Origin of the sequence: Streptomyces sp. NBC_00554, from assembly GCF_041431135.1 — a bacterium.
Classification (GTDB): Bacteria; Actinomycetota; Actinomycetes; order Streptomycetales; family Streptomycetaceae; genus Streptomyces.
Map to the genome: position 1 here is coordinate 4,151,641 of NZ_CP107799.1, position 18,540 is coordinate 4,170,180.

The following is an 18,540-nucleotide window of genomic DNA, read 5'->3' on the forward strand; positions in this document are numbered from 1 at the left end:
CTCACGCTCCCGTGGCGACTAGGAGGGCGGCGACCACCAGGACGACGGTGCCGGCGAGCAGCGCGCTCACATAGGTCTGCAGATTGCCGGTCTGGGCACGCCGGACGGCCTCGCCGAGCCAGCGGGGCAGGGCGCCCGCGCCGCGTACGTAGGTGTCGACGACCTCCCGGTCGAGGAACCGCACGAGGGTGGCTCCGGCCTGGACCGGGCGGACGAACAGCGCCGCGTACACGGCGTCAAGGTGGAAGCCGACGGCCGCGTGGCGGTGCAGCGGGCCAAGGAGCAATCGGCCGGGGTCCGCCGGGTCGGGGGTGTAGGCCACGTCTCCGTAGGCGGGTGCGTGGCTGGCGATCGCCTCGGCCTCGACCAGTCCGGCATCGGCGTCGGGATGGGCCGCGACCGCACCCACGGGAACCTGAGCAGCCATCGCGCTGGTGTGCTTCCAGGCGCCATAGGTGACGATCACGCCGACCAGGGCGAGCCCCGTGCCGAGGACGGAAGTGGTGAGGACCGGCGTCAGGTCACGGTCGTCGAACCAGTCGGGCAGCGGGCCGTACGCCAGACCGAAAGCCAGCGACGGGACGGCGAGCACCCACAGCACGACCGTCATGGTGAGCGGCTGCCTGCCGTGGTCAGGGGCCTCGACGCCCCGGCCGCGGAAGGCGAGCAGCCACAGGCGAGTGGCGTACGCGGCGGTGAGCACGGCGCTGACAAGGCCGGCGACGAGGACGATCCAGCCCGCGGCGCCGGGGGCGTGTTCGGTGTGGCCGGTGGCGACGTGCTCGGCGGCGCCGAGGACGGCTTCCTTGGAGAAGAAGCCGCTGAACGGGGGGATCGCGGTGAGTGCGAGCAGCGCCACGGTCATCGTCCAGTAGGCGTCGGGGACGCGGGTGCGCAGGTCCTTCATACGGGACATGGCGGCGAGCGAGTTGGTGCCGGAGGCGTGGATGATCACGCCGGCGGCGAGGAACAGCAGCGCCTTGAAGGCGCCGTGGGACAGGAGGTGGAAGACGGCGGCACCGCGGTCGCCGACGGCGAGGGCGCCGGTCATGTAGCCGAGCTGGCCGATCGTCGAGTACGCGAGGACGCGTTTGATGTCGTCCTGCGCGAGCGCGGCGAGCCCCGAACCGGCCATCGTGACGGCGGCCATGACGGCGAGGACGACCATCGCGGCCGAGGAGGCCTGGAAGACGGGAAGGAGTCGGGCGATGAAGTAGACACCGGCGGCGACCATCGTCGCGGCGTGGATGAGCGCGGAGACGGGGGTTGGGCCCGCCATCGCGTCGGGCAGCCAGGTGTGCAGCGGGAACTGCGCCGACTTGCCCGCCACACCGGCGAGGAGCAGCAGCGCGATCAGCGTCGGATGGTCGAGGCCGCCGCTCGCGACGGTGCCGAGGACCTTGGTGATGCGGAAGGACCCGGCGTCGGTGGCGAGGGCGAACAGGCCGATCAGGAAGGGGACATCGCCGAGTTTGGTGACCAGGAAGGCCTTGATCGAGGCTGCGCGGGCCTCGGGGGTCTCCCAGTAGTGGCCGACCAGGAAGTACGAGCAGATGCCCATGATCTCCCAGCCGACCAGGAGCACGATCAGGTCGCCGGAGTAGACGACGAGCAGCATCGCGGAGGTGAAGAGGGAGACGAGGGCGGCGTACGAGGGGTAGCGCGGGTCGTCGCGCAGGTAGCCCGTCGAGTAGATCTGCACGCAGGAGGCGACCAGGCCGACCAGGACGGCTACGAGGGCGGCGAAGCCGTCGATGTGCAGGGCGAGTTCGATGGGGACCGAGCCGGTGGGTGTCAGCTCGGTGGCGGCGTCGACGGCCTGGTTACCGCCCTGGCGTACGGCGACGAGGACGGCGAGGACGAGCGCCGTGAGAGTGGGGAGTACGGCGAGGGGGCGTACGAAACCGGGGGCCGTGCGGCCGAGGAGGAGGCCGGCCGCGGCGCCCAGGAAGGGAAGGAGGGGGACGAGGACGGCGAGGGTGGTCGTGGTCACGCGGTGGCCTCAGCCTTCTCGACTGGCGTGGCGGTGGCTTCGTCGGAGCCTCCGCCGTTGTCGGGGCCGTCGGTGTCCGGGCCTTCGGCGGTGTCGCGGAGCTTGTCGATGTCCGAGGTTCCGCGGTTGCGGTGGACGGCGAGGACGATCGCCAGGCCGATGCCGATCTCGGCGGCGGCGATGGCGATGGTGAACAGGGTCAGGGCCTGGCCGGAGTGCAGGGTGTCCTGGGCGGTCTTGCTGAGCCACACGTCGAAGGCGACGAGGTTGAGGTTGACGGCGTTGAGCATCAGCTCGACGGACATCAGGACCAGGATCGCGTTGCGGCGCGCGAGGACTCCGTACAGGCCCGTGCAGAAGAGGAGGGCGGAGAGCACGGCGGGATAGGCGAGGTGCATCAGCGGGTGCCTTCCTTCTCGCTCCGGGGAGTCGGGGCGGTCCCGGTGACTGGGAGGCTCCCGGGGGCCGGGGCGCCGGTGGTGATCGCCGTGTCCGGCTTCGCCTTGCGGGAGAGGACGATCGCGCCGACCAGGGCGGCGAGGAGGAGTACGGAGAGGGCCTCGAAGGGGAGCACCCAGTTCTGGAAGAGGGCCTTGCCGGTCACCTCGGTGGAGCCGGCGGCGGCGCCGTCCAGATCCATCCACGTCGTACGGAAGGCGTCGACGACGACCCAGATCAGGGCGGCCGCGGAGGCGACGGCCACGGTCAGGGCGACCCAGCGGTTGCCGGAGTCGGCGTCCGGGGAGCGGCCGATGGGAGCCTTGGTGAGCATCAGACCGAACAGGAGGAGGACGACGACGGAGCCGACGTAGATGAGGACCTGTACCCAGGCGATGAACTCCGCGGTGAGCAGGAGGTATTCGACGGCGAGGCCGCCGAGCGCCACCACCAGCCACAGGGCTGCGTGCACCAGCTGCTTGGTGGTGACGGTGACGATCGCGGCGCCGAGGGTGACCAGGCCGACGAGGAGGAAGGCGATCTCGACGCCGGTCGGGGAGAGGAAGCCGTGGTTGTCGGCGGCGGTAGCGGTGGTCATGGCGTGCGCCGCCGTGGCCGTGGCTGCTGCGGCGCTCACGACTCGCCCTCCTGTGGATCGGCGGAGTCCGCCTGGGCGGAATCGGGCCGGCCGGCGGGCTCGGCCTGGGGGGAGGGCTCGGCCTGGGGTGCGGGTTCGGCCTGGGGTGCGGGTTCGGCCTGGGCTGCCGCGAGCTTCTCGGCTGTCTTGCGGGCGGCGGACAGTTCCTTCGGCTCCTCGGCGGCGGGGTCCAGGGCGGGTGGAGCCGGGACGGTCCACATCCACTCGCGGAGCTTGTCGCGTTCGTGGGTGAGTTCGTGGATGTCGGTCTCGGCGTACTCGAACTCCGGGGACCAGAACAGCGCGTCGAAAGGACAGACCTCGATGCAGATACCGCAGTACATGCACAGGGCGAAGTCGATGGCGAAGCGGTCGAGGACGTTGCGGCTGCGCTCGCGGCCACCGGGGGCGGCGGGCGGGACCGTCTCCTTGTGGGAGTCGATGTAGATGCACCAGTCCGGGCACTCGCGGGCGCACAGCATGCAGACCGTGCAGTTCTCCTCGAAGAGGCCGATGACGCCGCGGGTGCGGGGCGGGAGTTCGGGCTGGGCGTCCGGGTACTGCGCGGTGACGGTCTTCTTCGTCATCGTGCGGAGGGTGACGGCCAGGCCCTTGGCGAGGCCGGAGCCGGGGATGGGGGCCATGGTTACGAGATCACCACCTTGACGATGCCGGTGAGGGCGATCTGGGCGAGGGCGAGCGGGACGAGGAGGGTCCAGGCCAGTTTCTGGAGCTGGTCCTCGCGGAGACGGGGGTAGGTCACGCGCAGCCAGATGACGACGAAGGCCAGGACGGCCGCCTTGAGCAGGGTCCAGACCCAGCCGAGGCCGTCGGCGCCCCAGGGGCCGTGCCAGCCGCCCAGGAAGAGGACGGTGGTCAGGCCGCACAGGACGACGATTCCGGCGTACTCGGCGAGGAGGAACAGGGCGAAGCGCAGGCCGGTGTACTCGGTGTACGCGCCGAAGATGATCTCCGAGTCGGCGACGGGCATGTCGAAGGGAGGTCGTTGCAACTCTGCGAGGCCGGCTACGAAGAAGACGATCGCGCCGACGATCTGCCAGGGCAGCCACCACCACTCGAAGGCGTCCACGATGCCGGGGAGGGAGACGGTGCCGGCCGCCATCGCGACGGAGGCGGCGGTGAGGAGCATCGGGAGTTCGTACGCGAGGAGCTGGGCGGCGGTGCGGAGGCCGCCGAGGAGGGAGAACTTGTTGGCCGAGGCCCAGCCCGCCATGAGCGAGCCGAGGACGCCCACGCCCATGACGGCGAGTACGAAGAAGATTCCCGCGTCGACGACCTCGCCGACGGCGCCCTCGCCCGGCCCGATGGGGATGGCGAGGAGGACCAGGAGGTACGGGAGGAGGGCTACGGCAGGGGCGAGCTGGAAGATACGGCGGTCCGCGCCCGCGGGGACGATGTCTTCCTTCTGCGCGAACTTGACTCCGTCCGCGACGAGTTGGGCCCAGCCGTGGAAGCCGCCCGCGTACATCGGGCCGAGGCGGCCCTGCATGTGGGCCATCACCTTGTGCTCGGTCTGACCGACGATCAGGGGGAACGTCAGGAACACGACGAAGACGACGACAAGTCGCAGGGCGACGTCGAGAGCGTCGTTCACTGCGGGCCTCCGGAGGGGGCGTCGGGGTCGGGGGTGGGCGTGTCGCGGTCGGGGGGCACGGTCGGCGGCTTCGGGGTGGCTTCGGGTTCCGGAGTGACCTCCGGCTCCGGCGCGGCCTCAGGGCGTCGCTCCTGCTCCGGTTCCGCTTCCGCCTCGTCGAAGGCAGGGCGGGCGTGGTGCCAGGGCGCGTCCGAACCGCGCGGCGCGGTGGGAGCCGTCGGCCCAGTGCCAGCCGGAGCCTCAGGAGCTTCCGGATCCGCAGGCGTCGCCGGGGCAGATGTCGCCCCCTGCTGCTCGGCGGCCGGAGCCGCGGCCGCCTGCTGGCTTGCCGATCCCTGGCTCGCACTCCGCGCCCGACGCGGCGACGCAGGAGCACCGGTGCCGGAACCAGCGCCGGTGTCGACCCCAGCCCCAGCCCCCACCGAGTCCGCGCCCACCGAGCCCGCCTCCACGGAACCCGTGGCCGCCACGGAACCCGTACCCGCAGGACCCGCGTCCGTCGTCTGGCTCGCCGAGCCCTCCCCCGCCGTGCGGGCACGGCGCGCCGGGCGGTCGCCGGCCGGGCGGGCGGCGCCGCGGGCCGGGCGGGCCGGGGCCGGAGGGAGTTGGCCCTTGAGGGGGCCCCACTCGTTGGGGTCGGGGACGCCGGGCGGGAGCATCTGGCGGCGCTTGGGGCCGCCGTGCTCGGACTCGCCGGGTTCCTTCGCGCCGGGCCAGGCCTTGGCGACGCGTGCGGCGAGGACGAAGTCCTTGCGGAGGGGGTGGCCTTCGAAGCCCTCCGGGAGCAGCAGGGGGGCAAGACCCGGGTGGCCTTCGAAGGTGACGCCGAACATCTCGTGGGTCTCGCGCTCGTGCCAGCCGGCGCCGGCGTACACGGAGACGGCCGACGGGAGGACGGGCGCGGAGTGCGGAACCGTCGTACGGACGAGCAGGCGCCGTAGCGGACCGAGCGCCGCCACATGCGCCATGACGCGGAAGCCCCCGCCGGGTTGCGTGCCGGGTTCGTCGACCGCGCTCAGCCAGTCGAAGTACGTGCAGCCCAGCACCTCGCGCGAGGTCTCCAGGGCCGCGATCCAGGAAGTCGGCGGGACGTCGACCGTCAGGACCTCGTACGACTCCTCGGCCGTGGCGTCCGGGCCGAAGAGTTCCTCGACGGGGGCGGGGAGCCAGCCGGTCATCGGGCGGCTCCCGGGGCCGGGGGCTGGACCAGACCGCTCTGGAGGGCGGCCACCGACGGTCGCGGCGTGGCGCCGTACCGCTCGCCCAGGGACTCGCGCGCGATCTTCTCCTGGAGTTTCAGGATGCCCTGGAGGAGAGCCTCGGGGCGGGGCGGGCAGCCCGGCACATAGACGTCCACCGGGATGATCTGGTCGACGCCCTTGGTGACGGAGTACGAATCCCAGTACGGGCCACCGCAGTTGGAGCAGGCGCCGAAGGAGATGACGTACTTGGGCTCGGGCATCTGCTCGTACAGGCGCTTCACGGCGGGCGCCATCTTGTCCGTGACCGTGCCCGACACCACCATCAGGTCGGCCTGACGCGGGCCGGGCGCGAAGGGGATCACGCCGAGCCGAATGAAGTCGTGCCGGGCCATGGACGCGGCGATGAACTCGATGGCGCAGCAGGCGAGGCCGAAGTTGAAGACCCAGAGCGAGTAGCGGCGGCCCCAGTTGAGGACCACCTTCATCGGCTCGGGGGCCAGGCGGGAGAGCGCGCCGAGGCGTTTGGGCTCGGGCACGAAAACCGGCTGCCCGGGGGTCTCGGGGGTCACGTCCATTCCAGGACGCCCTTCTTGTAGGCGTAGAGCAGGCCCACGGCCAGGAAGCCGAGGAAGATGAACATCTCCACGAGCGTCGCCGCTCCGTAGCCGGGCGCGGCGAAGATCGTCGCCCAGGGGAAGAGGAAGATCGAGTCGACGGCGAAGATCACGTAGAGGAAGGCGTAGACGTAGTAGCGGACCTGGGTGTGGGCCCAGCCCTCGCCGACGGGGTCGACTCCGCACTCGTACGTCATGAGTTTCTCGGGGGTGGGGACCATGGGCCGCAACAGGCGTCCCGCCCCGAACGCGACGGCGACGAACAGTACGCCGACGACGGCGAGCAGTCCGACCACCGAGTACGACTGGAAGTAGTCCGCGGCGACGACGGGCCCGGCCGCGGCCCCGGTCGCCGTGAGCACGGTCGGTTCCGGCACGTCAGCCCCTCGCTCCCTCTGTGATGCGCCTCGTTCGACGATCTGTACGGACGGGAGTCTAGGGCCTGCTAAAGAAACGGTAAGCAGCCCGTCACGCCTCGGCATGGGCTGATGTGCTGCCCCTGTCCGTCCCGGGGGTGGGGTTTTCCCCAGTGGATCCCGGCGGTCCACCTCATGGCGCGGCGGCTCGCCGCCGGGCAGGCTAGCGGATATGACCGAACGCATCACGCTCAGCGGACCGTCGGACAGAACGTCCGACGCCGACCGGCTGCCTCCCGCGCGCTTCGCCTTCGACCCGCAGACGTGGAAGGAGATCGCGCATCTGCTGGCCAATCTGCCGGTGGCACTGTTCGGTTTCACCTACGTGATGACGGTGATGCTCACGGGCCTGGGGCTGACCGTGACGGTGATCGGCTTCCCGCTGCTCGCTGCCGGTCTGCTGGGCGCCCGCCAGCTGGGCAAGATGGAGCGGGCCCGTGCCAGGGTGCTGCTCGGGGTGCGGGTTGACGAGCCGAGTCCGCTGCCGTTGCGCGGCCGGGGCGGGTTCTTCGCCCAGCTGTGGATGTCACTGAAAGACCCGGTGGGCTGGCGCACGGTCCTGTACGACCTCATACGGCTGCCCTGGGGTATCGCCACCTTCACGATCACGCTCACATCGCTGTTCGTGGCCTGGCCGGTGCTGCCGTTCATCGCGCGGGGGCTGACGAACGCCGACCGGGCCATGGTGCGCGGGCTGCTGTCGCCCTCCGAGGACCTGGAGCGGCGTATCGCGGAGCTGGAGTCGGACCGGGGGGTCGTGGTCGACACGGCCGCCGCCGACCTGCGGCGCATCGAACGAGATCTGCACGACGGGGCGCAGGCCCGGCTGGTCAACCTGGCGATGGGGCTCGGCCTGGCCAAGGAGAAGCTCCTGGAGGGCCAGGCCGACGAGACCGTCGCGGCCATGGTCGACGAGGCGCACGGCGAGGTGAAGCTCGCGTTGCAGGAGCTGCGCGATCTGGCCCGCGGCATCCACCCGGCGGTCCTCACCGACCGCGGCCTCGACGCGGCGCTGTCCGCGGTCGCCTCGCGCTGCACCGTGCCGGTGAAGGTGACGGCCGACCTGGAGTCGAGACCGGCCGCGGCGATCGAGGGCATCGCGTACTTCACGGTTTCCGAGCTGCTGCAGAACGTGAGCAAGCACAGCGGTGCGCGGTCCGCGTCCGTCGACGTATGGCAGACGGACCAGCGACTGCTCATCCAGGTGTGGGACGACGGGCGCGGCGGGGCCAGCCTCGACGGCGGTACGGGGATGGCGGGCCTCGCGGACCGCCTCGGCGCGGTCGACGGCCTGTTCGTCATCGACTCACCGCCCGGCGGTCCGACCGTCATCACGGCGGAGCTGCCGTGGCGGGACCGGGACCGGGACCGGGACGGCGACCGCTGAACCACTGGCGGCAATCGCCCGTCGCCGCCCGTACCCGCCCGACTGCGCTCCCGTACCTACGCGTACGGCGGCCTCAGCCCAGGGCATACGACCGGATCGGCAAGTACCTCTGCGATCCTCGCCCGCCGAGCCCGGCGGAGCCCCCGCCGCCCCGCCAAGGTAGGGAAAACCCCCGCTCCAAGACGCCGACCCGCTCCATGGTCGGTGGACGCCGTGGACAGCAGGGTTGAGGTACGAGCCGACGAGCAGGACGAGTAGAACGGACGGGACCGATGGCCACGGATTACGGACAGGGGTACGGGCAGCACGACGGGCCCGGACTCCGCGGGGCGGGTGTCGAGGAGCGGCGGTTCCGTCTGCCGGCCCCGTTGCGGGCGCCGATCGAGGCCCGCAGCTGGCGCGAGTTCGGCTATGTGATGCTGAGCCTGCCGCTCGGCATCCTCATGTTCACGTACGCGGTCACGATGTTCTCGCTCGGCGCGGGACTGCTGATCACCTTCCTCGGGGTCCCGGTGCTCGCCGCCGCCCTGGCCGGCAGTCGCGGGTTCGGCTCGCTGGAACGGGCCCGGGCGCGCGGGCTGCTCGGGGTCGAGGTGGCCGAGCCGGAGCCGCTGCGGATGCGGACGCGCGGGGCGTGGGCGTGGATGGGCGCCATGCTCAAGAGCGGTGCGTCCTGGCGGCATCTGCTGTACACGGTGGTGCAGTTCCCGTGGTCGGTGTTCTCGTTCGTGGTGGCGCTGAACATCTGGGCGTACGGGTGGGCGCTGCTGACGTATCCGCTGTGGTTCTGGGTCTTCCCGATGTACGGGGGGCAGGACGGGCTCCAGCTCTACGGCGACGACACGCACAGCGTCTACCTGAACAACCCCTTCGAGATCGCCGTGACCGCGATGGTGGGGCTGCTGTTCACCATGGCCTCGCCGTGGATCGTGCGCGGGCTGACGACGGTGGACGCGGTGATGGTGCGCGGGCTGCTCGGGCCGTCGAAGCTGGCGACGCGGGTGGTCGAGCTGGAGTCGGACCGGGGGGTCGTGGTCGACACCGCCGCCGCCGATCTGCGGCGCATCGAGCGGGATCTGCACGACGGGGCGCAGGCCCGGCTGGTCGCCCTGGCGATGGATCTGGGGCTGGCCAAGGAGAAGCTGACGGAGGATCCGGAGGCGGCCGCGCGGATGGTGGGCGAGGCGCACGGCGAGGTCAAGACGGCGTTGCAGGAGCTGCGGGATCTGGCCCGCGGCATCCACCCGGCGGTCCTCACCGACCGTGGCCTGGACGCGGCGCTGTCCGCGGTGTCGTCGCGGTGCACCGTGCCGGTGCAGGTCGACGTGGATCTGCCGACGCGGCCCGCGCCCGCGATAGAGGGGATCGCGTACTTCACGGTCTCCGAGCTGCTGCAGAACATCAGCAAGCACTCGCGGGCCACGCGGGCCACGGTGGATGTCTGGCGGGTCGAGAACCGGCTGATGCTCCAGGTCGTGGACAACGGGGTGGGCGGGGCCGATGGCTCCGGCGGGTCCGGGCTTGCGGGGCTCGCGGAGCGGCTCGGGGCGGTGGACGGGATTCTGGTGGTGGATTCGCCGGTGGGCGGGCCCACTCGGATCACCGCGGAGCTGCCCTGGCGGGGGTGAGTGGTCCGGGACCCGGGCGGCGTGGGTGTTTTTCGCCCCCGCCGCCCCTACCCATTCCCGCCCCCTGGGGGCTGCGCCCCCAGACCCCCATATCGCGCTGACGCGCTCGTCCTCAAACGCCGGACGGGCTGAACAGCTCCCCTCCGGTCCCAATGCTGGAATGCTGGGGTCTGTCGTACGAGTGGGGACTAACCCGGCACCGGCCGGGAGCAGGGCTCTGGGGGGCCGAAAATCGTGGAGGACAGGGTGCGGGTCGTCATCGCCGAGGATTCAGTGCTGCTCAGGGAGGGCCTGACCCGGTTGTTGACCGATCGCGGACACGACGTGGTGGCGGGGGTCGGGGACGGGGAAGCGCTGATCAAGACGATCACCGAGTTCGCGGACCGGGACGCGCTGCCGGACGTCGTCGTCGCCGATGTGCGGATGCCGCCGACGCACACCGACGAGGGGGTCAGGGCCGCCGTACAACTGCGGAAGGCGTACCCGGGACTCGGTGTGCTCGTGCTGTCGCAGTACGTGGAGGAGCAGTACGCCACCGAACTGCTGGCCGGTTCGAGCCGGGGCGTCGGCTATCTGCTCAAGGACCGGGTGGCCGAGGTGCGCGAGTTCGTGGACGCGGTGGTACGGGTGGCCCAGGGGGGTACCGCGCTGGACCCGGAGGTGGTCGCGCAGCTGCTCGGGCGGAGCCGCAAGCAGCATGTGCTCGCGGGGCTCACCCCCAGGGAGCGGGAGGTCCTGGGTCTGATGGCCGAGGGGCGGACCAACTCGGCCGTCGCCCGCCAGCTCGTCGTGAGTGACGGCGCGGTCGAGAAGCACGTCAGCAACATCTTCCTGAAACTGGGCCTGTCCCAGAGCGACGGGGACCACCGGCGTGTTCTCGCGGTTCTCACCTATCTGAACTCCTGACCATCTGACACTGTGTCAGGTGATTGCGGGCACGCCATGGAACACGCCATGGAACGCGAGAACCGGCCAGGCGACACAAGAACCACCACAGCCGTGCGGCACGAGAACCGAACGAAGAGTGGGAGCGTCTTCAAGGGAAGCGTCGGGGGGCGGGTAAATCATGACAAGTCAGACCGTCAAGCAGTCTCAAAAAGGTGTCCACTGTGCGAATGACCCCGAGAAGGCGACCCTTACAGACGTAGGGTTGATCCTGGGAAGGCCTGCGGGAAGGCCGCTCCCAGACACCCGCCTCGAGGGAGGTCCAGTTCAGTGACCAGCCAGGTCAGTAGCGCAGCGGAACAGGCCGACGGAGCCGTCGTAGGAGAACAGCGCAAACCGGCAGGGGCGAAAGAGCTCCGCCGGCTGGACCGGGTGATCATCCGGTTCGCGGGTGACTCGGGTGACGGTATGCAGCTCACCGGTGACCGCTTCACCTCCGAGACGGCGTCCTTCGGCAACGACCTCTCGACCCTTCCGAACTTCCCCGCCGAAATCCGAGCGCCCGCAGGCACCCTGCCGGGCGTTTCGTCTTTCCAGCTGCACTTCGCGGACCACGACATCCTCACCCCCGGCGACGCGCCCAACGTCCTCGTCGCCATGAACCCCGCCGCCCTGAAGGCGAACATCGCCGACGTACCGCGTGGCGCGGAGATCATCGTCAACACCGACGAGTTCACCAAACGGGCGATGTCGAAGGTCGGTTACCCGACGAACCCCCTTGAGGACGGCTCCCTGGACGGCTACAGCGTCCACCCCGTCCCGCTCACCACGATGACCGTCGAGGCGCTCAAGGAGTTCGACCTCTCCCGCAAGGAGGCCGAGCGCAGCAAGAACATGTTCGCCCTCGGACTGCTCTCCTGGATGTACCACCGGCCCACCGAGGGCACCGAGAAGTTCCTGAAGACCAAGTTCGCGAAGAAGCCGGAGATCGCCGCCGCCAACATCGCGGCGTTCAGGGCCGGTTGGAACTTCGGCGAGACCACGGAGGACTTCGCGGTCTCCTACGAGGTCGCCCCCGCCTCCCACACCTTCCCGACCGGCACCTACCGCAACATCTCCGGGAACCTGGCCCTGTCGTACGGCCTGATCGCCGCCTCCCAGCAGGCGGACCTGCCGCTCTACCTCGGCTCGTACCCGATCACCCCGGCCTCCGACATCCTGCACGAGCTGTCCAAGCACAAGAACTTCGGCGTCCGCACCTTCCAGGCCGAGGACGAGATCGCCGGCATCGGCGCCGCGCTGGGCGCCGCCTTCGGCGGCTCGCTGGGCGTCACCACCACCTCCGGCCCCGGTGTCGCCCTCAAGTCCGAGACCATCGGCCTCGCCGTCTCCCTCGAACTGCCCCTGCTGGTCATCGACATCCAGCGCGGCGGCCCTTCGACCGGTCTGCCGACGAAGACGGAACAGGCCGATCTGCTGCAGGCCATGTTCGGCCGCAACGGCGAGGCCCCGGTCCCGATCGTCGCCCCCCGGACCCCCGCCGACTGCTTCGACGCCGCGATCGAGGCCGCCCGCATCGCCGTCACCTATCGCACCCCGGTGTTCCTGCTGAGCGACGGCTATCTGGCCAACGGCAGCGAACCGTGGCGGGTCCCGGACACCGACCAACTCCCCGACCTGCGTGTGCAGTTCGCCCAGGGGCCCAACCACACCCTGGACGACGGCACCGAAGTCTTCTGGCCCTACAAGCGCGACCCCCAGACCCTCGCCCGCCCGTGGGCGATCCCGGGAACGCCGGGTCTGGAGCACCGCATCGGCGGCATCGAGAAGCAGGACGGCACGGGCAACATCTCCTACGACCCCGCCAACCACGACTTCATGGTCCGCACCCGCCAGGCCAAGGTCGACGGTATCGACGTACCGGACGTGGAAGTCGACGACCTGTCCGGCACGGCCAACACCCTTGTCCTGGGCTGGGGTTCGACCTACGGACCGATCACGGCGGCGGTACGGCGGCTGCGCGCGGCCGGGGACTCCATCGCGCAGGCCCACTTGCGGCACCTGAACCCGTTCCCGCGGAATCTGGGCGCGGTGTTGAAGCGTTACGACAAGGTGGTGATCCCCGAGATGAACCTCGGCCAGCTCGCCACACTCATCCGGGCGAAGTACCTGGTGGACGCCCACTCGTACAACCAGGTGAACGGCATGCCGTTCAAGGCTGAGCAGCTCGCCACGGCTCTCAAGGAGGCCATCGATGGCTGAGACGACCACGGAAGGCACGGGCTCGATCGAGGCGCTTTCTCTCGTCCCCAAGGCCGAGGCCAGGCAGTCCATGAAGGACTTCAAGTCCGATCAGGAAGTGCGCTGGTGCCCCGGCTGCGGTGACTACGCGGTCCTCGCCGCGGTGCAGGGCTTCATGCCCGAACTGGGCCTGGCGAAGGAGAACATCGTCTTCGTCTCGGGCATCGGCTGTTCGTCCCGCTTCCCGTACTACATGAACACGTACGGGATGCACTCCATCCACGGCCGGGCCCCCGCCATCGCCACCGGACTCGCCTCCAGCCGACGGGACTTGAGCGTGTGGGTGGTGACCGGTGACGGCGACGCGCTGTCCATCGGCGGCAACCACCTCATCCACGCCCTGCGCCGCAATGTGAACCTGAAGATCCTGCTCTTCAACAACCGGATCTACGGCCTGACCAAGGGCCAGTACTCGCCCACCTCCGAGGTCGGCAAGATCACCAAGTCGACGCCGATGGGCTCCCTGGACGCGCCCTTCAACCCGGTGTCCCTGGCGATCGGCGCGGAGGCCTCCTTCGTGGCCCGCACGGTCGACTCCGACCGCAAGCACCTCACCGAGGTGCTGCGCCAGGCCGCCGCCCACCCCGGCACCGCGCTCGTCGAGATCTACCAGAACTGCAACATCTTCAACGACGGCGCCTTCGAGGTACTGAAGGACAGGCAGCAGGCCGAGGAGGCGGTGATCCGGCTGGAGCACGGGCAGCCCATCCGCTTCGGCGCCGACGGCAACCGCGGTGTCGTACGCGATGAGCGGACCGGCGACCTCAAGGCCGTCACCGTCACCCCGGAGAACGAGGCGCAGATCCTGGTCCACGACGCGCACTCCGCGTCCCCGACCACCGCGTTCGCGCTCTCGCGGCTCGCCGACCCGGACACCCTGCACCACACCCCCATCGGCGTGTTCCGTTCCGTGGACCGGCCGGTCTACGACACCCAGATGTCGGACCAGCTCGACTCGGCCATCGAGCAGAACGGCAAGGGCGACCTCGCGGCGCTGCTCGCGGGCGGCGACACCTGGACGGTCGTCGGCTAGTTCGTCCCGTACGTCCTACCGGGCCCGGACCATCAGGTGCGGGCCCTGTCGTACGTCTCGCGCGCCTTCAGCACGTCGTCCATCCGCTCGTTCGTCCAGGTCCCCAGCGCGCTCACCAGCTGGGCGGCCTCGCGTCCCAGATCGGTGAGGGAGTAGTCGACCCGGGGCGGGATCACCGGCTTGGCGTCGCGATGGACGAGACCGTCACGCTCCAGGGTCTGGAGGGTCTGGGTCAGCATCTTCTCGCTGACCCGGCCGATCGCGCGACGCAGCTCGCTGAAGCGGTACGAGCGTTCGTTCAGCTCGATCAGAACGAGGACGCCCCAGCGACTGGTGACGTGCTCCAGGACGAGGCGGTGCGGGCACATGGCCTCGCCCTCGAGGCTCCAGATACTTACGGACATGCCAGTACCTTACTTCAAAGTGGGTACTTTCGAGAAGTTAGTGCAGCTCCTAGGGTGAGTGCCAAGCCACCCGCTAGGAGATATCAGTCATGAGCATCGTCGTCACCGGAGCCACCGGAAACCTCGGCCGCCACGTCATCGAGGGCCTGCTGGAGAAGGTCCCGGCCGACCAGATCACCGCCGTCGTCCGCGACACGGAGAAGGCCGCCGGTTTCGCGGCCCGCGGCGTGCGGATCGCGGTAGCCGACTACAACACCCCCGAGACCTTCGAGGGCGTCATCTCCGCCGGTGACACGGTGCTGCTGATCTCCGGCAACGAGTTCCACCTCGGCCGCGTGGGCCAGCACCAGGTGGTCCTCGACGCCGCCAAGACCGCCGGGGCCGCGCTCCTCGCGTACACCAGCGCTCCCGGCAGCCTCACGGCCGCCCTGGCCGACGACCACCGGGCCACCGAGGAGGCGATCCTCGCGTCGGGTCTGCCGTACTCCCTGCTGCGCAACGGCTGGTACAACGAGAACTACACCGAGAACCTCGCCCCCGTCCTGGAGCACGGCGCCGTCGTCCAGGCCGCCGGCGAGGGCCGGATCGCCGCCGCCACGCGCGCCGACTACGCGGCCGCCGCCGTGGCGGTGCTGACCGGCGAGGGCCATGAGAACACGACGTACGAGCTGAGCGGCGACACCACGTTCGGCTTCGCCGAGTACGCCGCCGAAGTGGCGAAGCAGTCCGGCAAGGAGATCGCCTACAGCGCCGTTCCCGCCGAGGTCTACACCGGCATCCTCACCGGCGCCGGGCTGCCCGAGGCCCTCGCCGCGATCCTGGCGGGTGTCGACGGGTCCATCGCGAAGGGCGAGCTGGCGGTCACGACCGGCGACCTGTCCCGGCTGACCGGCCGCCCGACCACGCCGATCGCCGAGTCCATCGCGGCGGCACTGAAGGGCTGACTCCCCCTCGGGCCCTCGGTGCCGCTCTCCGAACCCCCGCCTGTAACGACCGTATGGCGATACGGGCATGACAGGCGGGGGCGCTCGGCGTTACCTTCTTGAAGGCCGTACGGATACGGCCGAAGGGGCAAGGAGGACGCGGTGGCGGCGAAGGCCAGGGGCGAACAGCACATAGGTCTGCTGAACGGCATCGCTGCATACGGCATGTGGGGGCTCGTCCCCCTGTTCTGGCCACTCCTGCAGCCCGCCGGGGCGGTCGAGATCCTCGCCCACCGGATGGTGTGGTCGCTGGCCTTCGTCGGGATCGCGCTCGTCGTGATGCGGCGCTGGGCCTGGGCCGGTGAGCTGATACGACAGCCGCGCAAGCTCGGACTGATCACGGTGGCCGCGGCCGTCATCACCGTGAACTGGGGCGTCTACATCTGGGCTGTGAACTCGGGTCACGTGGTCGAGGCCTCGCTGGGCTACTTCATCAACCCGCTGGTCACCATCGCGATGGGCGTGCTGATCCTCAAGGAGCGGATGCGCCCCCTCCAGTGGACCGCGGTCGGCGTCGCCTTCGCAGCGGTGGTCGTGCTCACCCTCGGATACGGCAGCCCGCCGTGGATCTCCCTCATCCTCGCCTTCTCCTTCGCCACCTACGGGCTGGTGAAGAAGAAGGTCAACATCGGCGGCATCGAGTCGCTCGCCGCCGAGACGGCCATCCAGTTCCTGCCCGCCCTGGGCTTTCTGCTGTGGCTGGGGTCGTCCGGCAAGGCGACCTTCGGCACGGAGGGCGTGGGCCACATGGCGCTCCTAGCCGCGACGGGCGTGGTGACCGCGCTTCCGCTCGTCTGCTTCGGCGCGGCCGCGATCAGGGTCCCGCTGTCCACGCTGGGACTCCTCCAATACCTCGCCCCGGTCTTCCAGTTCCTCCTGGGCATCCTCTACTTCCACGAAGCCATGCCGCCCGAGCGCTGGGCCGGGTTCGCACTGGTCTGGCTCGCGCTGTCGCTACTCACCTTCGACGCGCTGCGCACCGCCCGCCGAGCGGCTCGCACGCTCAGGGCCGAGACCAGCGCGCCCAGGACCACCATCGCCACCGGCACCGTCAGCGCCGCCCGGAAGGCGGACAGCATCGCATCCGGATCATTGGCGGCAGAACCCGATCCCGTCGACGCCAAGCCGTAGACCGCGGTCACCGCCGAGATCCCGATCGCCGAGCCGAACTGCGTCGCCGTGTGCAGCAGCCCGCTCGCAAGCCCCTGCTCCGACTCGGCCACGCCGTCCGTCGCCGCGATCGTCAGCGGCCCGTAGGCGAGTGCGAACGCGGTCCCCGCGATGATCAGAGTCGGGAACATCGCCGCGTACGACCAGTCCGCGCCGACGGGCAGGAACAGCCCGTACGCGATCACGGCAAGCACGAAGCCGCCGAGGATCACCCGCGCGTGGCCGAACCACTCGACCAGTTTCGGCGTGAGCGTCGGCGCGAGCACCGCGTCGCAGCCCATCACGATGAGCGCGATCGCCGTCTGGAGCGCCGACCAGCCGCGCAGTTCCTGCAGGTAGAGCGTCAGCACGAACTGGAAGCCGAAGAAGGCGCCCACGAAGAGCAGCGCACCGAGGTCGGCACGGACCACCGAGCCGGTACGGAGGATGCCGAGGCGTACGAGGGGGGTCGCGGCGCGGCGTTCGACGACGACGAAGGTGGTGGCCAGGAGCAGCGCCGCGAGTGCCGCTGCCGCCGTCAACTGCCATTCGTGCAGGCCGTGTTCGAGACGGAGGACGGTGTAGGCGGCGAGAAGCATGGCTCCGGCGGCGGTGACGGCGCCGGTGAGGTCGAATCGCCGTTCTGTCGTACGGGGTTGGGGGCGCCCTTCCTGTACGGGGATCAGCCGGACCGCCGCGGCCAGGAGCGCGCCCGCCAGCAAGACCGGCGCGAAGAACACCCAGCGCCAGTCGAGTTCGGTGAGCAGGCCGCCGATGACGAGGCCGAGGGAGAAGCCGCCGGCCCCCGTGCCCGCGAAGACCAGCAGGGCCTTGTTGCGCTGGGGACCCTCCTCGTACGACGTCGTGATCAGGGACAGTGCCGCCGGGGTCATGAACGCGGCGGAGACTCCCGTGACGAAGCGGGCGACGATCAGCATCCAGCCCTCCGTGGCGAAGCCGCCGAGTCCGGAGAAGGCGATGAAGACCGTCAGCCAGAGGAGGAACATCCGGCGGCGGCCGAGCAGGTCGGCGGCGCGTCCGCCGAGGAGGGTGAAGCCGGCGTAGCCGAGGACGTAGGCGCTCATCACCCAGGCCGCGCTGCCTGTGGTCAGGTCGAGGTCGGATCTGATGGAGGGGATCGCGACCGCGAGCATCGCGACGTCTGCGCCCTCCAAGAAGATCGTTCCGCAGAGGACGAGGAGCAGGGCCCACGCTCGTTTACCCACGGTGAACTCCTTTTGGACTGGGGGCGGTTACTCGGGTGAGGGTCGGTTCCCTCTTGTAACCAACGCCAGCCTGCGGCAGCATCGACAGGCATGGAAGAAGGCACTTCAAAGTCACTGAGTAACTGCGAAAGTACCGTCGACTACGGGGATGCGGACCCCTTCCAGTGGGACACCCGGGAGGACTGCGAGGTGCGGCAGATCCTCGACCGGATCGCCGACAAGTGGTCCCTGCTTGTGATCGCTCTGCTCGAGCAACGCGTGCTCCGGTTCACGGAGTTGCGGCGGGAGATCGACGGGGTCAGTCAGCGGATGCTCACGGTTACCTTGCGGCAGCTTGAGCGGGACGGGCTGGTGAAGCGGACGGTTCATGCGGTGGTGCCGCCTCGGGTGGAGTACGAACTCACGCCGTTGGGTGGGACGTTGCATGCGACCATCCAGTCGCTGGTGACGTGGACGGAGGTCCATCGGGGGGAGATTGCTTCGGCTCGGGTGGCTTATGACTCGCGGGGGGCCGCGGTGGGGGGTGGGTGACGGCGGGTTTTTCGCCCCCTCCGCCCCTTCCCGTCCCTTGTTTCTGGGGGCTCCGCCCCCAGACCCCCGTTCGCCCGAAGGGCTCGTCCTCAAACGCC

17 protein-coding genes and 1 pseudogene are annotated in these 18,540 nt (G+C 70.0%); 8 read left to right on the forward strand and 10 right to left on the reverse strand.

Translation table 11 applies throughout. The features are described from left to right. Nucleotide 1 precedes the first annotated feature (1 nt). From OG266_RS17935 to OG266_RS17970, 8 genes are read right to left on the reverse strand one after another with little or no spacing between them, the layout of a single operon-like run. Nucleotides 2–1,993 carry an NADH-quinone oxidoreductase subunit L gene (locus tag OG266_RS17935; RefSeq protein WP_371546803.1) on the reverse strand — a complete coding sequence of 664 codons (1,992 nt, stop codon included), beginning with the start codon at nucleotides 1,991–1,993 and terminating at the stop codon, nucleotides 2–4. Then, on the reverse strand, nucleotides 1,990–2,391 hold the full coding sequence (gene nuoK / locus OG266_RS17940) for an NADH-quinone oxidoreductase subunit NuoK (protein WP_371546804.1): 402 nt from the start codon (nucleotides 2,389–2,391) through the stop codon (nucleotides 1,990–1,992). Before nuoK ends, OG266_RS17935 begins: the two co-directional genes overlap by 4 nt. Continuing rightward, nucleotides 2,391–3,029: an NADH-quinone oxidoreductase subunit J gene (locus OG266_RS17945; RefSeq protein ID WP_371552842.1), complete on the reverse strand. Its 639-nt coding sequence runs from the start codon at nucleotides 3,027–3,029 to the stop codon at nucleotides 2,391–2,393. The genes nuoK and OG266_RS17945 overlap by 1 nt, the downstream gene beginning before the upstream one ends. Nucleotides 3,030–3,064: 35 nt before the next feature. Continuing rightward, nucleotides 3,065–3,712: an NADH-quinone oxidoreductase subunit I gene (locus tag OG266_RS17950; protein ID WP_371546806.1), complete on the reverse strand. Its 648-nt coding sequence runs from the start codon at nucleotides 3,710–3,712 to the stop codon at nucleotides 3,065–3,067. A gap of 2 nt (nucleotides 3,713–3,714) precedes the next feature. After that, complete coding sequence (locus tag OG266_RS17955) at nucleotides 3,715–4,683, reverse strand: NADH-quinone oxidoreductase subunit H (protein ID WP_371546808.1); 969 nt, start codon at nucleotides 4,681–4,683, stop codon at nucleotides 3,715–3,717. Then, complete coding sequence (locus OG266_RS17960; RefSeq protein WP_371546810.1) at nucleotides 4,680–5,861, reverse strand: NADH-quinone oxidoreductase subunit C; 1,182 nt, start codon at nucleotides 5,859–5,861, stop codon at nucleotides 4,680–4,682. The genes OG266_RS17955 and OG266_RS17960 overlap by 4 nt, the downstream gene beginning before the upstream one ends. Then, nucleotides 5,858–6,460: an NADH-quinone oxidoreductase subunit B gene (locus OG266_RS17965; RefSeq protein ID WP_371546813.1), complete on the reverse strand. Its 603-nt coding sequence runs from the start codon at nucleotides 6,458–6,460 to the stop codon at nucleotides 5,858–5,860. The genes OG266_RS17960 and OG266_RS17965 overlap by 4 nt, the downstream gene beginning before the upstream one ends. After that, nucleotides 6,451–6,876, reverse strand: a complete 426-nt coding sequence (locus tag OG266_RS17970) for an NADH-quinone oxidoreductase subunit A (RefSeq protein WP_266456254.1) — start codon at nucleotides 6,874–6,876, stop codon at nucleotides 6,451–6,453. Before OG266_RS17970 ends, OG266_RS17965 begins: the two co-directional genes overlap by 10 nt. A gap of 211 nt (nucleotides 6,877–7,087) precedes the next feature. On the opposite strand from OG266_RS17970, the gene OG266_RS17975 reads away from it, so the two are divergent. From OG266_RS17975 to OG266_RS17995, 5 genes are all read left to right on the forward strand, one after another. Then, nucleotides 7,088–8,302, forward strand: a complete 1,215-nt coding sequence (locus OG266_RS17975) for a sensor histidine kinase (protein WP_371546815.1) — start codon at nucleotides 7,088–7,090, stop codon at nucleotides 8,300–8,302. A gap of 272 nt (nucleotides 8,303–8,574) precedes the next feature. After that, nucleotides 8,575–9,930, forward strand: coding sequence for a sensor histidine kinase (locus OG266_RS17980; protein ID WP_266456260.1), 1,356 nt, complete (start codon nucleotides 8,575–8,577; stop codon nucleotides 9,928–9,930). A gap of 246 nt (nucleotides 9,931–10,176) precedes the next feature. Then, the gene (locus OG266_RS17985) at nucleotides 10,177–10,836 is read left to right on the forward strand and encodes a response regulator transcription factor (protein WP_323183361.1); all 660 of its coding nucleotides are present in this window, start codon (nucleotides 10,177–10,179) and stop codon (nucleotides 10,834–10,836) included. Between the two features lie 309 nt (nucleotides 10,837–11,145). Next, complete coding sequence (locus OG266_RS17990) at nucleotides 11,146–13,077, forward strand: 2-oxoacid:acceptor oxidoreductase subunit alpha (protein WP_371546818.1); 1,932 nt, start codon at nucleotides 11,146–11,148, stop codon at nucleotides 13,075–13,077. After that, nucleotides 13,070–14,149, forward strand: a complete 1,080-nt coding sequence (locus OG266_RS17995) for a 2-oxoacid:ferredoxin oxidoreductase subunit beta (protein WP_266456269.1) — start codon at nucleotides 13,070–13,072, stop codon at nucleotides 14,147–14,149. Before OG266_RS17990 ends, OG266_RS17995 begins: the two co-directional genes overlap by 8 nt. Before the next feature lie 32 nt (nucleotides 14,150–14,181). Here OG266_RS17995 and OG266_RS18000 read toward each other — a convergent pair whose 3' ends face one another. Continuing rightward, nucleotides 14,182–14,553: a helix-turn-helix domain-containing protein gene (locus OG266_RS18000; protein ID WP_266456272.1), complete on the reverse strand. Its 372-nt coding sequence runs from the start codon at nucleotides 14,551–14,553 to the stop codon at nucleotides 14,182–14,184. Nucleotides 14,554–14,642: 89 nt separating this feature from the next. Here OG266_RS18000 and OG266_RS18005 point away from each other — a divergent pair, with 89 nt between their 5' ends. Both OG266_RS18005 and rarD read left to right on the forward strand, forming a co-directional pair. Further along, nucleotides 14,643–15,497 (forward strand): NAD(P)H-binding protein, encoded by an 855-nt coding sequence (locus OG266_RS18005; protein WP_371546821.1) that lies wholly within the window; start codon nucleotides 14,643–14,645, stop codon nucleotides 15,495–15,497. A gap of 204 nt (nucleotides 15,498–15,701) precedes the next feature. After that, nucleotides 15,702–16,667, forward strand: coding sequence for an EamA family transporter RarD (gene rarD, locus OG266_RS18010; protein WP_371552844.1), 966 nt, complete (start codon nucleotides 15,702–15,704; stop codon nucleotides 16,665–16,667). Between the two features lie 80 nt (nucleotides 16,668–16,747). On the opposite strand, the pseudogene OG266_RS18015 reads toward rarD, so the two are convergent. Then, a pseudogene (locus OG266_RS18015) lies at nucleotides 16,748–17,839 on the reverse strand (MFS transporter); the annotation flags it as partial. Between the two features lie 162 nt (nucleotides 17,840–18,001). On the opposite strand from OG266_RS18015, the gene OG266_RS18020 reads away from it, so the two are divergent. Continuing rightward, nucleotides 18,002–18,442, forward strand: a complete 441-nt coding sequence (locus OG266_RS18020) for a winged helix-turn-helix transcriptional regulator (RefSeq protein ID WP_371546824.1) — start codon at nucleotides 18,002–18,004, stop codon at nucleotides 18,440–18,442. Nucleotides 18,443–18,540: the final 98 nt, after the last annotated feature.

What these genes read in the sequence shown, in the direction of transcription:
- OG266_RS17965 (WP_371546813.1), bottom strand. Translation starts at nt 6,460, where the DNA reads ATGGACGTGACCCCCGAGACCCCCGGGCAGCCGGTTTTCGTGCCCGAG.
- nuoK (WP_371546804.1), bottom strand. Translation starts at nt 2,391, where the DNA reads ATGCACCTCGCCTATCCCGCCGTGCTCTCCGCCCTCCTCTTCTGCACG.
- OG266_RS17960 (WP_371546810.1), bottom strand. Translation starts at nt 5,861, where the DNA reads ATGACCGGCTGGCTCCCCGCCCCCGTCGAGGAACTCTTCGGCCCGGAC.
- rarD (WP_371552844.1), top strand. Translation starts at nt 15,702, where the DNA reads ATGTGGGGGCTCGTCCCCCTGTTCTGGCCACTCCTGCAGCCCGCCGGG.
- OG266_RS17950 (WP_371546806.1), bottom strand. Translation starts at nt 3,712, where the DNA reads ATGGCCCCCATCCCCGGCTCCGGCCTCGCCAAGGGCCTGGCCGTCACC.
- OG266_RS17980 (WP_266456260.1), top strand. Translation starts at nt 8,575, where the DNA reads ATGGCCACGGATTACGGACAGGGGTACGGGCAGCACGACGGGCCCGGA.
- OG266_RS17995 (WP_266456269.1), top strand. Translation starts at nt 13,070, where the DNA reads ATGGCTGAGACGACCACGGAAGGCACGGGCTCGATCGAGGCGCTTTCT.
- OG266_RS17975 (WP_371546815.1), top strand. Translation starts at nt 7,088, where the DNA reads ATGACCGAACGCATCACGCTCAGCGGACCGTCGGACAGAACGTCCGAC.
- OG266_RS17945 (WP_371552842.1), bottom strand. Translation starts at nt 3,029, where the DNA reads ATGACCACCGCTACCGCCGCCGACAACCACGGCTTCCTCTCCCCGACC.
- OG266_RS18000 (WP_266456272.1), bottom strand. Translation starts at nt 14,553, where the DNA reads ATGTCCGTAAGTATCTGGAGCCTCGAGGGCGAGGCCATGTGCCCGCAC.
- OG266_RS18020 (WP_371546824.1), top strand. Translation starts at nt 18,002, where the DNA reads ATGGAAGAAGGCACTTCAAAGTCACTGAGTAACTGCGAAAGTACCGTC.
- OG266_RS18005 (WP_371546821.1), top strand. Translation starts at nt 14,643, where the DNA reads ATGAGCATCGTCGTCACCGGAGCCACCGGAAACCTCGGCCGCCACGTC.